Here is a 14,308-nt window from a genome sequence, read left to right on the forward strand (position 1 = left end):
ATTAAAGCCCCCAAAGAATCTGAATGCCCCAAACCACATATACGAACATGGTCAGCCCACAAGCTGCCTGCACGATAAACCTGGGACCCATGGCCTTGATGTAGTCCGTGGTCACTGTCCAGAGCCCTACCCAGGCGTGAGCGCCAATTGACAGCAATGCCATCAGGGTAAAGATGCGAAACCAGGTCTGGTCAAACAACGCGTTCCAGGTGTCGTAGTTAACATCGGTCGTCAACATATAACCGAGCAGGAAAATTGTATACAAAGCAAGTACGTAGGCAGTTACCCTCTGGATCAGCCAGTCGAAGACACCACTGCGACCCAGGTTCGTGACGCTATTTACCATACCCAGACTCCTGCCAGAACGATGAGAATGACGGAAACCACAACCGTGATCTTCGAGGCGAGGCGGCCGCTCTCGAGCTCTTCACCAATGCCCACATCCATGAACAGGTGCTTGATACCCGCAACCAGGTGGTACAACAGAGCAGACAAGATGCCCCAGATAATCAGCTTGGCAAGGAAGCTGTCCAGCAGTTCATTGACGCGACTGAAGCCCTCTTCCCCGGACAGGGAAAGCTGAAGTCCGTAAAGCATGAACGCAACACCAACAAAAATGATGATGCCGCTGATACGGTGCAATATGGACGTAATGGCTGGCAGCGGAAAATGAAACTTGCCGAGATCGAGATTTACTGGTCGTTTGCTATTCACAGCGCTCTCACACTCTCTCTTGGTTCCGCGGGACCGGAAAACCGGATGCGGATGGTTGGTATGTAAGGATCGGCGTGCAGATACGAAACCGGCACACGATTGGCTCAGAAGGGAGGAAACCTCACCGGCAACCCGCTATTTACAGGCAGCGGGAAAAGGTTTATCCCCGATTCCGGGCTAGGGATTATAAGGAGTACCCTAACCAATTACAAACGTGCAACGTCGCTCAGGCCGCGTATTTCAGGGGGTTAAGCCAGCTATAAGGAGGATTGACAAATCCTTTTCCTGCCCGAATCCGTTGTCATTCGGGATATCCCTGATTTACAGCCAATGTCAAATTATGGGTTTTCCCGACTCTTCCATTGACAAAAAAAGCCAACGCCCTATATTTTGCCGCCAGTTTTGCGATAATACGCGCCTTCTAGCGCATCTATAACTGTAGATAAAGCTGTCAAAGCTGATAAATAGGAGAGCACCATGACCGACAGGAAAGCCACGCTCTCGGTGGGGGACAAGTCCATTGAGCTACCGGTTTATTCAGGCACCGTCGGCCCTGACGTTATCGACGTACGAGGCCTAGTCCAGGAAGGCGTTTTCACATACGATCCCGGATTCGTATCCACAGCAGCCTGCGAATCGGCCATTACCTACATCGACGGAGCAAACGGCGTTCTCCTGCACCGCGGCTACCCGATTGAGCAACTGGCCGAACATTCTGACTACCTTGAAGTCTGCTACCTCCTCCTTCACGGCGAACTCCCGAGCGCCGAGGAAAACCAGAAGTTCCACGACACCATCAAAAACCACACCATGCTCCACGACCAGATGCGGAACTTCTTCCAGGGTTTCCGTCGTGATGCACACCCGATGGCGATCATGTGTGGTGTAGTCGGCGCTCTGTCCGCCTTCTACCACGGCGAGATGGACGTTGCCAGCCAGGAGCAGCGGGAAATTACCGCGCATCGCCTGATTGCAAAGATGCCGACCATTGCCGCCTGGTGTTACAAGTACGCCATTGGCCAACCTTTCATTTATCCGCGTAACGACCTCTCGTACTCCGAGAACTTCCTGCAGATGATGTTTGGCGTTCCTTGCGAGGAGTACAAGCCGAACCCGATCCTGGCCAAGGCCATGGACAAGATTTTCATCCTGCACGCGGATCATGAACAGAACGCCTCAACGTCTACGGTGCGCCTGGCCGGCTCTACCGGCGCCAACCCCTACGCCTGCATTGCCTCCGGCATCGCGGCTCTGTGGGGACCCGCTCACGGCGGCGCCAACGAAGCGGTTCTGGACATGCTGGCCGAGATCGGCGATGAATCCAACATCGAGAAATTCATTGCCAAGGCCAAGGACAAAGACGATCCGTTCCGCCTGATGGGCTTCGGCCACCGGGTATACAAGAACTTCGACCCGCGCGCCAAAGTAATGGCTGAAACTGCCCACGAAGTGCTGACCGAGCTGGGCCTGGAAAACGACCCGCTGCTGAAGATCGCCCAGCGTCTCGAGAAGATCGCGCTGGAAGACGAATACTTCGTCAAGCGCAAGCTCTACCCCAACGTGGATTTCTATTCCGGCCTGATCCTCAAGGCAATCGGAATCCCGACGTCGATGTTCACCGTTATCTTCGCTCTGTCGCGTACCATTGGCTGGTTCTCGCACTGGAACGAAATGGTAAGCGGCGACTATCGCATCGGCCGTCCGCGTCAGCTCTACACCGGCTCGGATTCCCGGGATTATCCGGCCAAATAAGTCTGACTTGCCGGGTAAAACACGTAAAGGCCGCTGATTCAGCGGCCTTTTTTATTGCGTGCTGCCCTGCCCTTATGTGCTAAGTTAACCCGATAAAAACATAAGAGGAGAAAGCGATGACTAAAGCAGCATTTATCGGCCTGGGCGTCATGGGTTACCCGATGGCCGGCCACCTGGCGAAGGCGGGGCTCGACGTCAGGGTCTGGAACCGGACCAATGCCAAAGCCGAGCAGTGGGCAAGCGAATACTCGGGAACCAGCTGCACCACCATTGCTGAGGCCGTGAGGGGCGCGGATATTGTTTTGACCTGTGTTGGGGCCGATACCGATCTTATGGCCGTTTACGAGGGTGATGAAGGTATTCTCGCCAATGCCTCTGAAGGCGCTGTGCTGGTCGATCACACTACGGCTTCTGCCGGCATTGCCGAGTATCTCGCTGAAGCTGCCAGCAAAAACAACATGGGATTTGTAGACGCGCCTGTATCCGGCGGCCAGCAAGGCGCTGAAAACGGCAAACTGACCATCATGTGCGGCGGCTCGGAACAGGACTATGCGAAAGCCGAGCCGGTTATGGAGCACTATGCGCGGGCACTCAATCGAATGGGCCCGGCTGGCAGTGGCCAGAAAACCAAGATGGTGAACCAGATCGCGATTGCCGGTCTCGTCCAGGGGCTTTCAGAGGCCCTGCACTTTGCCGAGCAGGCTGAACTGGATGTGGCGAAAGTGGTGGACGTGATTTCAAAAGGCGCAGCCCAATCCTGGCAAATGGAAAACCGCTCGGGAACCATGATTGCAGGAGAGTTCGAACACGGTTTCGCCGTTGACTGGATGCGCAAGGACCTCGGGATTTGCCTTGAGGAGGCGAGAAAAGTGAATGCGTCTCTGCCGGTGACCGCACTGGTCGATCAATTCTATGCGGATGTCCAGTCGATGGGCGGTAAACGATGGGACACCTCATCTCTCATACAGAGACTGAGGAAATTCCGCTAAGGTATTGAATCCGGGGTCGTTTGACGGCAATCAGCCCACGACCCCGGAAACCAGCAGACGTTACTTTTTCTTGTCCTGTGGTTGCCACTTACCGTTCACATACCACGCGGACCAGCCCGTCGCCTTGCCATCCTTTTCAGACATGACGTACTGCTCCTTGCTCTTACGGCTGTAGCGAATCACCGTCGGATTACCCTCGGGGTCACGCTCGGGCGCATCCATCAGGTAATCGTACTTCGGATCAATCTCCTTGCGGTGCGGTTTAATCTCCATCACCAGCGGTGGCCGCGTTTCCCGGTTTTTCGGGAATTTGCTGGCAGCCAGGAATAAACCGGACGCACCGTCCCTGAGAACGTAAGTATCATCGACTTTCTGACATTGGAGCTCGGGCATTGGCACCGGGTCCATTTTGGGCGGAGCGGGCTCGCCATTTTTCAGCAACTTGCGGGTATTCTTGCACTCGGCATTGGTGCATCCGAAATACTTGCCAAAACGCCCGGTTTTAAGCTGCATCTCGGAGCCACACTTATCGCACTCAAGAGTCGGCCCATCGTAGCCCTTGATGCGGAAGGTGCCCTTTTCCACCTCGTAGCCAGAGCAATCCGGATTGTTACCGCAAACATGCAGCTTGCGGGTTTCGTCCACCAGGTAGCTGTCCATGGCGGTGCCACACTTGGGGCAGCGACGTTTCTTGCGCAGCAGACGGGTTTCGCCCTCACCCTCGACGTCATCGTCGGCGCTGACAACCTCATCACCGGATACGAGGTTAATGGTAGTCTTGCAACGCTCTTTCGGTGGCAAGGAATAGCCAGAGCAACCCAGGAAAACACCAGTGCTGGCAACCCGGATCTGCATGTTCCGGCCACAGCTCGGGCATGGAATGTCCGTTTCAGTCGGCGTGTTGGCCCTCATGCCGCCGTCTTCACCACTCTCGGCTTTTTCCAGCTGCTGCCGGAACCGACCGTAAAAGTCATTCAGGACTTTCTTCCACTCGACATCGCCCTCGGCAATCTCGTCGAGCTCATCTTCCATCCTCGCGGTGAAATCGAAGTCCATCAGGTTCGGAAAAGATTCCGACAGGCGCTCGGTAACGATCTCGCCCATCTTCTCGGCGTAGAACCGACGGTTCTGCAGCCTCACATATCCGCGATCCTGAATCGTGGAAATAATCGATGCGTAGGTCGACGGACGGCCAATGCCCTGCTTTTCGAGCTCTTTGACCAGGCTGGCCTCGGTGTACCTGGGCGCCGGCTTGGTAAAGTGCTGCGTAGGATCCAGTTTCTTGAGATCCAGCACTTCATCCACCTTAATGTCAGGCAGAGCAATGTCTTCATCTTTCTTCGCGGCCTGGGGCGCCGCCTTCAGGAAGCCATCGAATTTGATGATCCGACCCCGGGTACGGAGTTCATAATCGCCGTTGGCCACCACGATGGACGTACTCAGGAATTCGGCGTCGGACATCTGACAGGCAATAAACTGACGCCATATGAGGTCGTAGAGCTTCTCGGCATCCTTCTCAAGGCCACTGATATCCGCCGGACGACGGCTGACTTCGGTTGGGCGAATGGCCTCGTGCGCCTCCTGGGCGCCCTCTTTGCTGCCGTAGACACGGGGCTTTTCGGGCCGGTATTTGTCGCCGAACTGCTTTTCGATGTACGCACGGCAACTGTTGATCGCATCCTGACTCAGATTGGTCGAGTCCGTACGCATGTAGGTAATGAAACCGGCCTCATAAAGACGCTGGGCCAGCATCATCGTCTTCTTGACGCTGAACCCCATCCGGTTACTGGCAGCCTGCTGCAGCGTAGACGTAATAAACGGCGCAGACGGCCGCGAACGGGTCGGCTTGTCTTCCCGCTTGGCAACCTTGAACGTACCGGCCTTCAGCCGGCTGACGTGGTCACTGCTCTGCTGCTCATTGACCGGACGATACGGCTTGTCCTCGTGGCGAGTCACCTCGAAACGGACCGGTTGATCGGCCTTGGCAGACGCCAGATCGGCGTGTAACTGCCAGAACTCCTCCGGAACGAACTTCCGGATTTCACGCTCACGCTCGACTATCAGCCGCACCGCAACGGATTGAACACGGCCGGCGGAGAGGCCGCGGGCAAGTTTGGCCCAAAGCAGGGGCGACACCATATAGCCAACAACCCGGTCGAGGAAGCGACGGGCCTGCTGTGCGTTAACCCGGTTATTGTCGAGAGTGCCTGGATCCTTGAACGCTTCCTGAATCGCACGCTTGGTGATTTCGTTGAACACCACGCGCCGGTACTTCTCGGGTTCGCCACCAATGGTCTGCTGAAGATGCCAGGCGATGGCCTCTCCTTCACGGTCCAAATCCGTTGCCAGATAGATATGGTCTGCTGATTTGGCCAAACGCTTGAGTTCGCTGACCACCTTCTCTTTGCCGGGAAGGATCTCGTAACGGGCACTCCAGTCCTGGTCCGGGTCGACACCCATCCGGGCAACCAGCTGTTCGCGGGACTTGCGCTTTTTATGAACCGCCTTTTCTTCAGGGCTCATCTTCCGGGTGATAGCAGCCTGCTTGGCACGCTCTTTGGGATCGGACTGGGATCCGCTGCCACTGACGGGAAGATCACGAATGTGCCCGACGCTCGATTTGACGATGAAGTCAGAGCCCAGGTACTTGTTGATGGTCTTCGCTTTCGCTGGTGACTCGACAATTACGAGACTTTTACCCATATCGGAGTTCTGTATCCTTGGCGATAAATCGGTCAATAAATCAGCAAACCGTAAACTCGCTGTAAAATCAGTCGGCTAGAAAACACAAATACGCCGCTATTTTGTATAGGCTCACTGTTTTACAGGGTCAAGAATAGCAAGACAACCCATTCTTTGGTTTCAATCCTGCTTTTTTTCACATTCGGGAACCCTGTTGGTCCCGCCCGCTGAAACAGAAAGGCCCGGCATTTGCCGGGCCTTTTGAAACCGCGAAATGCAATCCGCTTAATGGATTACAGACGCTCCCAGACCGTTGCAATGCCCTGGCCCAGACCGATACACATGGTGGAAACACCAAGCTTACCGCCTTTGGCCTGCATTACATTCAGCAGGGTTGTAGAGATACGTGCACCAGAGCAGCCCAGCGGATGGCCCAGGGCAATCGCGCCGCCGTTCAGGTTCACTTTTTCTTCCATAACGCCCAGAAGTTTCAGGTCCTTCAGGACAGGCAGGGACTGGCCGGCGAAAGCCTCGTTCAATTCCCAGAAGTCGATATCCTCGACTTTCAGGCCTGCACGCTTCAGGGCTTTCTTGGTGGCCGGCACCGGGCCGTAACCCATGATCGCGGGATCACAGCCGGCAACGGCCATGCTGCGGATCTTGGCAATCGGCTTGAGACCAAGTGCCTCTGCACGCTCTGCAGACATCAACACCATCGCTGCCGCACCGTCGGTCAGCTGGGAAGACGTACCGGCTGTTACGGTACCGTTCTTCGGATCGAACGCCGGCTTGAGCTGGCTCAGGGACTCGGCCGTGGTCTCGGGACGAATGGTCTCGTCTTCCTCGATCAGCACCTTGAAGCCGTTCTCGTCGTGACCTTCAATGGGCACGATTTCGTTCTTGAAACGGCCTTCTACGGTCGCTTCATGGGCCAGACGGTGGGACCGAGCACCGAACTCGTCCTGCTGCTCACGGGTAATCCCGTGCATTTTGGCCAGCATTTCCGCGGTCAGGCCCATCATGTTGGACGCTTTTGCGGAGTACTTGGACGCAGCCGGGTTGTGGTCGAAGCCTTCGGTCATGGGTACGTGCCCCATGTGCTCAACACCACCCACGAAGAACACATCACCGTTGCCGGTCATGATGGCCTGGGCTGCAGTGTGAATCGCGCTCATGGCAGAGCCACACAGGCGGTTCACGGTCTGAGCGGCAGACTCGTGGGGAATGCGGGTCAGCAGGGAAATCTGACGCGCCACGTTGAAGCCCTGCTCCTTGGTCTGGTTTACACAGCCCCAGATAACATCTTCAACTTCTTTCGGGTCGAGCTTCGGGTTGCGCTCAAACAGTGCTTCGATCAGATTGGCGGACAGGGTCTCTGCACGCACGTTCCGGAAACAACCGTTTTTGGCACGACCCATCGGAGTCCGCACGCAATCGACGACGACAACGTCTCTCGGATTAAGGCTCATAGATCTTTCTCCGTTCGGAAATCTCGTTCAGGGTTAGCCAAAGAACTTTTTGCCAGTCTTGGCCATTTCACGCAGCTTCTCGGTCGGGTGATAAAGAGGACCAAGGTCTGCAAACTTGTCTGCCAGTTCGACGAACTTGTCTACACCCATATCGTCGATATAGCGCAGGGCACCACCACGGAATGGCGGGAAGCCGATACCGAAAATCAGGCCCATATCAGCATCTGCCGGATCTTCGACAATGCCGTCTTCCAGGCAGCGAACGGTTTCCAGGCACAAAGGCAGCATCATACGGGCGATAATGTCTTCGTCACTGAAATCGTTCTTACCCTGAACAACCGGCTCGAGCAGCTTGTAGGTCTCTTCATCGACAACCTTCTTCTGCTTGCCCTTGCGGTCCAGTTCATACTTGTAGAAGCCCTTGTCGTTCTTCTGTCCGTAACGGTTGTTATCGAACATCACGTCAATGGCTGTTGTACCTTCGTGCTTCATGCGATCCGGGAAGCCGTCTGCCATCACTTCACCGGCGTGCTTGCCGGTATCCATGCCGACCACGTCTAGCAGGTACGCAGGACCCATGGGCCAGCCGAACTTTTCCATAACCTTGTCAACGTGCTGGAAGTCAGCACCGTCACGTACCAGGCCGATAAAGCCGCCGAAGTACGGGAACAGAACACGGTTGACCAGAAAGCCAGGGCAATCGTTTACAACGATCGGGGTCTTGCCCATGGCCTTGGCGTAGGCAACCGTGGTTGCAATGGCGCGATCACTGGTCTTCTCGCCACGGATTACCTCAACCAGCGGCATCATGTGCACCGGGTTGAAGAAGTGCATGCCGCAGAAGTTTTCCGGACGCTTCAGGTTCTTGGCCAGCAGGTCGATGGAAATAGTCGAGGTGTTGGAGGTCAGGATGGTGTCCTCGCGAACCGCATCTTCAGTTTCACGCAGAACGGCATCTTTCACCTTCGGGTTTTCAACAACCGCTTCAACCACCAGGTCAACATTCTTGAAGTCGCCATAGTTCAGGGTCGGCGTGATGCTGTTGAGCACGTCGGCCATCTGATCCGGCTTCATCTTTCCTTTTTCAACACGCTTGGACAGAAGCTTCTTGGCTTCTTTCAGACCCAGGGCGATGCCGTCCTGGTTGATGTCCTTCATGATGATCGGCGTGCCTTTCAGGGCAGACTGGAATGCAACACCACCACCCATGATACCGGCACCCAGAACGGCAGCCAGGTTCACGTCGTTAGCTTCTTTTTCCCAGGCCTTGGCCTTCTTCTTCAATTCCTGATCGTTCAGGAACAGGCCAACCAGGCAAGCCGCCACATTGGTCTTGGCCATCTTGGCGAAGCCTTTGGCTTCGACTTCGATTGCCTTGTCGCGGGTCATGCCGGCATGCTTCTGCATGACCTTGATGGCCTCGACAGGAGCCGGGTAGTTCTTGCCAGCCTTGCCGGCAACAAACGCCTTGGAAATCTCGAATGCCATCATGCTTTCCATGGCATTGAGCTTGATCTTGCCCTTCTTCTCTTCACGACGGGCTTCGTGGTCCAGCTTGCCTTCGTTGCACTGATTAATAATGGCAACAGCAGCATCAACCAGCTTGTCGGACTCGAGCACGGCATCGACAGCGCCGACTTTCAGAGCGACATCAGCACGGTTCTCGGTACCACCGCTGATCCACTCGACGGCATTGTCCACGCCGACCAGACGGGACAGACGCACGGTACCGCCAAAGCCCGGGAAGATGCCAAGCTTCACTTCCGGAAGACCAACCTTGGCCTTCTTGTCCATCACGCGGTAGTCGGTTGCAAGACACATTTCAAAACCGCCACCCAGCGCCATACCGTTGATCGCGGTAACGGTGGGGAACGGCAGATCTTCAACAGCGTTGAAGACTTCGTTGGCCTTGAGGTTGTTGGCTACCAGATCCTCTTCCGAGCCTGCAAAAAGCTCGGTGAATTCGGTAATGTCGGCACCAACAATAAAGCTGTCCTTGGAGCTGGTGACTACCAGACCCTTCAGGTTCTTCTGCGCTTTCAGTGCGTCAGTCGCGGCGCGGAGCTCTTCAATAGTAAGACGGTTGAACTTGTTTACTGACTCGCCCTGCAAGTCGAAGTTCAACTGAGCGATCCCGCCTTCGATCTCTTTAACCGTGATGGCTTTACCTTCGTAAATCATCAACTGATCTCCAGTCTGTGTTTGGAACTGCTTCCAACCGGGCGGTACTTTTGATTTACCGGCGCGGCTGTTTGTGCAGCGAGATTTCGGTCACTGCCCGATCATCCGATCCAAAAATTCATACAGTCGTTTGAATCGTGAGGGCACACGATGAAAAAAAACGGCGCATTTGTCAATTTGTTTCTTTCTGGAGGGCTGCAAAAGTCCCCGAAATACCGGGGGCAACCGAAGAAAATTGGAGCGGAATTGTTATGTTTCAGTGAACTGGAAGCCACTGCTCAGAAAAAACCGGAACTTCGTCACGCAAATTTCAAAGTTATTTACATTTACGGGCTACACCGCCGCCAAAACTGCTTGATTGGCTGACGGAGTTACTTTACCTTCGATCTACGACTTTGGTCCACAATAATAAAACCGCATTACGGAGACCCATCCGATGAAAGACGCAAACCTGCGGATACGTTCCCTTGTAGCCGCACTGATTCTCCTTGCACTCACGTCCATGGGTGCCCGCGCTCAGGACAGTGCCGACGGATTTCTCTCCGATCTTCACAATTTCCGGGTCAGCAACTACATGGCTCTGGACGCCTACTACCGTTTCAGCGGAACCGGTGATACCGGCACTTTGAACGAGATTGTGCAGGGCATCAACTCGGCCAACGATTCCATGAACTCCATCGCGGGCAGCGATTCAGGCGTACTGTCAGCCGAGGAAGTTGAGGGGCTGAACCAGGAATTCGACAAGTTCAAGAACCTGATGCGGGACAACATCAACGATGTGCGCAACCAGGGCTACCCCGATTTGCGGCTGGTCTCAGACATGGCCAACCAGGCACTCACGATGAACGAGAAGGCCACCGAGCTATACAAGGTGGCCCAGGAAAGCTCACAGACCGAGACCAACCCAAGGGTAGAAGCCGCCCGTTCGGCGGCCGTAAAAATGGCCCAGATGATGGCGAAATACTCGGTCAGGACAAACTCTTCTGTCGCCCAGACCTTCCAGGGCTCCTCAACCGAGACCCCGCTGGATGAACAGGCCCGGGAGCTGGACCAGTTGCTGGCATCCGTAATACAGGGCGAGGGAACACCGGAGCTCAAGGACGCGCTTAACGACATTTCCGCCAAATGGCAGTTTATCCGTGGCTCCTACATTAACTACAACGAAAACAACGTGGGCTTTGTAATCGATCGCTATTCCAAGGGTATCCTCAAAGGACTTGCGACAACCATTGAGCTGCTCAAGGGCAACGCCTGACCGCCCTGCTCTTTCTGGCAGGCCTAATTGCCTGCCAGAAAAGCACTTTTCCGCCTCTGTTTTTGATACCCGTCAGTTTCCCGCTACACTTTCCCGACCCGATTTAAGGTACTATCCTCAGAATAATATCCCGTGTGCGAAGGAGCGATACGATGTCTGCCTATAAAAAGATGCTTGTTGCGATTGACCTGACAGAAGAAGCCCCACAGGTACTGGACAAGGCAAAGGCCATAAGCGAAGCCCATGGTGCGGAGCTGATGCTGGTTCATGTGGTTGAGCCTGTCGGCTATGCCTATGGTGGCGATATTCCGATGGATCTGACCGAGCTACAGGACCAACTCGACAAAGCAGCTCGCGAGCAATTGGGAACCTACGGCGACAAATACGGTGTGGCCAAAAACAACCAGGTGGTGACAGTCGGGCGCCCCGAGTCCGAAATCCACAGGCTTGCGAAGGAACAGGAAGTAGACCTTGTGATCGTTGGCAGTCATGGCCGGAAGGGTTTTCAGCTTTTGCTGGGCTCCACCGCAAACGGGGTTCTGCATGGAACCGAATGCGATGTTCTGGCCGTTCGCATTCACTAAGGCTTGACCAACAAAAAGGCCCGGGGTGTGGACCCGGGCCTGCTGAGAACGAAAGCCGCGATCAGCCCCCTTCCCCCTCCATTTTCGCCTCAAGTTTGCGAAGCTGACTTTCCAGCGAGAAACTGACACTCGAGGCCATCGAGAAGAAGTTCAGTAGTGCCTTCAGATTGCTGTCACCCTTGCAGACTGAGTGTATTCTCTGCCACAGGGCCTGATTCACCAGTTGTAGCCTCTGATTCCTCTCCACCAGCCCCTTCAATTCCCAGTCTGGGGTCTGATGATTCCGTTTCGCGAAGTATTGCTGCAACAGGTAATGGGAAACGCTGCGCATAATGAATTCATCGGTGTTTGCAAACGGCAGGTGATGAACCGCCATGGGCTTGAGCTCTGACAGAACCGGGCACCCGCTGGTCGCCATTTTCAGCCCGAGCAACGATCGAAGTGCCTCCTCAAGCGCCGTCTGCTTCTCATAGCTTCGACGATCATCGGTTACCTTCACTTCCACCTTCTGGTAGGCATCCTCATCCCGAAAGGCCTCCACAACCGGCAATATCTCGGTTGCCGCGGGACAGTGGGAGGATTCGGAAACCTTCAAAGGACAGTTGCTACACTGGCAATGTTCCAGCTGTGTCCAGGACGGAAGTTTTCCGGAAGGCCGGGACGGCTTGTCCGTTACTTTAAACTCAACCCTACGGCCGTCCTGAAATCTGAAATCGTAATGTACATTCATTGATTTGCCTGTTCTTCCAGCTCCATCCACCGCTCAATGACCTGCTCCAAACGGTTTTCCTTTTCCGTCAATGCTTCCAGAGTGGCCGAGACTTCATCCGGTGGGCCTGAATAAAAATCAGCCTGGGAAATTTTTTCCTGCAGGCCGGCGACTTCCTGCTCAAGCTCCTCGATCTGCCCTGGTAACTGCTCCAGCTCGAGCTTGAGCTTGTAACTCAGTTTCACGGGCTTGCCCTTTTCAGGTTCTGCCCGCGGTTTTGCGTTCTCTGCCGGTTTCTTTGATACGACCTTTTCGGTGCTACCGGATGTCTTGCCGTTTTTATCCTGCTTGTCCGGCCGGTTACCCGTGGCTTCTGAGGGGAAGCAGCCGCCCTGCCGACGCCAGTCCGTGTAACCGCCAACGTACTCACGCACTTTGCCCGAACCGTCCAGGAAAACCGTTTCGGTGATCACATTATCGAGAAACTCACGGTCGTGACTGATCACGATCACTGTGCCGGCAAATTCCGCCAGCTGTTCTTCCAGCAATTCCAGTGTTTCAACGTCCAGATCATTCGTCGGTTCGTCGAGCACCAGGATATTCGCGGGCTTGCTGAAGAGCTTGGCCAGAAGCAACCGGGCCCGTTCGCCACCAGAAAAAACACTGACCGGAGATCTGGCTCGCTCCGGGGTAAACAGGAACTCCTGCAAATAGCCGAGAACGTGTTTGCTCTGGCCATTGATGTCGATGAACTCCCGACCCTCGGACAGGTTATCCAGTGCGTTCCGTGTCAGATCCAGCTCGCCTCGCAGCTGGTCGAAGTAAGCAACCTGCAGATTGGTTCCCAGACGAACAGAACCCTCGGTTGGTTCCAGGTCTCCCAATAAAAGCCGAACAAGGGTGGTCTTGCCCGTGCCGTTCTCGCCAACGAGCCCGATCTTGTCCCCGCGAAGGATGGTAAGATTCATATCTCTTATTACCGGGGTGCCATCCGGATAGGCAAAGCCCGCGTCCCTGGTTTCAACCACCAGCTTGCCAGACCGCGCCGCGTCCTCCACTGCAAAGCTGGCGGTTCCGCCCCGCACACGACGCTGCCTGTGCTCCTCACGCATGGCCTTCAGGGCACGAACACGCCCCATATTACGAGTCCTGCGAGCCTTGATGCCCTGCCGAATCCAGGCCTCTTCCTGCTTGAGGCGCTTGTCAAACAGCGCGTTCTGCCGTTCTTCTTCCTCCAGCGCTTTTTCCTTAAGGTCCAGGTAGCGGTCGTAGGTGGCAGCGAAGCTCACCAGCTTCCCGCGGTCCAGCTCTACAATCCTGGTCGCCATCCGCCGGATAAACGCCCGATCATGGCTGACAAACAACATGGCGCCGCGAAATTGGCCAAGGGCCTCCTCCAGCCAGGCGATTGCCGGAACATCCAGGTGGTTCGTGGGCTCGTCCAGCAACAGTATGTCCGGATCGGCAACCAGCGCCTTGGCCAGCAAAACCCGGCGCTGCCAACCGCCGGACAGAGTATTCAGCGTCTGGTCCGGATCAACGCCGTACTGACCGAGAATGGTGGTGACTTTCTGGTCAAGGCGCCATCCGTCCAGAGCCTCCAGGCGCTCCTGAACCTTCATCAGCCGGTCGAGACTCGCCTCATCGGCCTGCTGGGACAGCTGATGAAATTCAGCGAGCAACTGGCCCGTTTCCGGAAAGGCACCGGCGACAACTTCATAGGCGGTACGGGTATCTTCCGAGGGCAGGTTCTGCGGAAGCACCGCCAGCACGGCCCCGTCATCGAGACGAACAACGCCACCGTCGGGTATCACTTCCCCACTGACAATCTTGAGCAGGGTCGATTTTCCCTCGCCGTTTCGTCCCAGCAAACACACGCGCTCGCCGGCATCGATAACCAATGAGGCCTGATCCAGCAGCGGGTGCATTCCATAAGCCAGGGAAACTGAGTCCAGCGTTAACAGTGGCACGTT

The 14,308-nt window shown here is 55.4% G+C and carries 12 protein-coding genes; 5 read left to right on the forward strand and 7 right to left on the reverse strand.

Features of this window, described 5'->3' with window-relative positions; genetic code table 11:
• Position 1: 1 nt before the first annotated feature.
• Both sdhD and sdhC read right to left on the reverse strand, forming a co-directional pair.
• Positions 2-346, reverse strand: a complete 345-nt coding sequence (gene sdhD, locus AC13DD_RS18300) for a succinate dehydrogenase, hydrophobic membrane anchor protein (RefSeq protein WP_008174380.1) — start codon at positions 344-346, stop codon at positions 2-4.
• Positions 340-714 (reverse strand): succinate dehydrogenase, cytochrome b556 subunit, encoded by a 375-nt coding sequence (gene sdhC / locus AC13DD_RS18305; protein ID WP_008174377.1) that lies wholly within the window; start codon positions 712-714, stop codon positions 340-342. Before sdhC ends, sdhD begins: the two co-directional genes overlap by 7 nt.
• A 477-nt stretch (positions 715-1,191) precedes the next feature.
• Here sdhC and gltA point away from each other — a divergent pair, with 477 nt between their 5' ends.
• Positions 1,192-2,466, forward strand: coding sequence for a citrate synthase (gltA, locus tag AC13DD_RS18310; protein WP_008174375.1), 1,275 nt, complete (start codon positions 1,192-1,194; stop codon positions 2,464-2,466).
• Between the two features lie 116 nt (positions 2,467-2,582).
• Positions 2,583-3,455 carry an NAD(P)-dependent oxidoreductase gene (locus tag AC13DD_RS18315; RefSeq protein ID WP_008174372.1) on the forward strand — a complete coding sequence of 291 codons (873 nt, stop codon included), beginning with the start codon at positions 2,583-2,585 and terminating at the stop codon, positions 3,453-3,455.
• A 60-nt stretch (positions 3,456-3,515) separates the two neighbouring features.
• Here AC13DD_RS18315 and topA read toward each other — a convergent pair whose 3' ends face one another.
• From topA to fadB, 3 genes are all read right to left on the reverse strand, one after another.
• Positions 3,516-6,158, reverse strand: coding sequence for a type I DNA topoisomerase (gene topA / locus AC13DD_RS18320; RefSeq protein ID WP_008174370.1), 2,643 nt, complete (start codon positions 6,156-6,158; stop codon positions 3,516-3,518).
• 272 nt (positions 6,159-6,430) lie between these two features.
• Positions 6,431-7,606, reverse strand: a complete 1,176-nt coding sequence (gene fadA, locus AC13DD_RS18325; RefSeq protein WP_062784509.1) for an acetyl-CoA C-acyltransferase FadA — start codon at positions 7,604-7,606, stop codon at positions 6,431-6,433.
• Positions 7,607-7,639: 33 nt separating this feature from the next.
• Positions 7,640-9,787 (reverse strand): fatty acid oxidation complex subunit alpha FadB, encoded by a 2,148-nt coding sequence (gene fadB, locus AC13DD_RS18330; RefSeq protein ID WP_482931563.1) that lies wholly within the window; start codon positions 9,785-9,787, stop codon positions 7,640-7,642.
• A 150-nt stretch (positions 9,788-9,937) separates the two neighbouring features.
• On the opposite strand from fadB, the gene AC13DD_RS18335 reads away from it, so the two are divergent.
• From AC13DD_RS18335 to AC13DD_RS18345, 3 genes are all read left to right on the forward strand, one after another.
• Positions 9,938-10,153, forward strand: coding sequence for a hypothetical protein (locus AC13DD_RS18335; protein ID WP_008174365.1), 216 nt, complete (start codon positions 9,938-9,940; stop codon positions 10,151-10,153).
• Positions 10,154-10,223: 70 nt separating this feature from the next.
• A complete protein-coding gene (locus AC13DD_RS18340; RefSeq protein ID WP_092032843.1) occupies positions 10,224-11,042 on the forward strand; it encodes a hypothetical protein in 819 nt (272 codons plus the stop codon).
• 152 nt (positions 11,043-11,194) lie between these two features.
• The gene (locus AC13DD_RS18345) at positions 11,195-11,626 is read left to right on the forward strand and encodes a universal stress protein (RefSeq protein ID WP_008174363.1); all 432 of its coding nucleotides are present in this window, start codon (positions 11,195-11,197) and stop codon (positions 11,624-11,626) included.
• A gap of 61 nt (positions 11,627-11,687) precedes the next feature.
• On the opposite strand, the gene AC13DD_RS18350 is transcribed toward AC13DD_RS18345, so the two are convergent.
• Both AC13DD_RS18350 and AC13DD_RS18355 read right to left on the reverse strand, forming a co-directional pair.
• Entirely contained in the window at positions 11,688-12,356 is a 669-nt protein-coding gene (locus tag AC13DD_RS18350; protein WP_092032840.1) for a DUF6901 family protein, read from the reverse strand.
• Positions 12,353-14,305: an ATP-binding cassette domain-containing protein gene (locus tag AC13DD_RS18355; protein WP_104271064.1), complete on the reverse strand. Its 1,953-nt coding sequence runs from the start codon at positions 14,303-14,305 to the stop codon at positions 12,353-12,355. The genes AC13DD_RS18350 and AC13DD_RS18355 overlap by 4 nt, the downstream gene beginning before the upstream one ends.
• Between the last annotated feature and the right edge of the window lie 3 nt (positions 14,306-14,308).

This window comes from Marinobacter sp. L-13 (genome assembly GCF_056857715.1).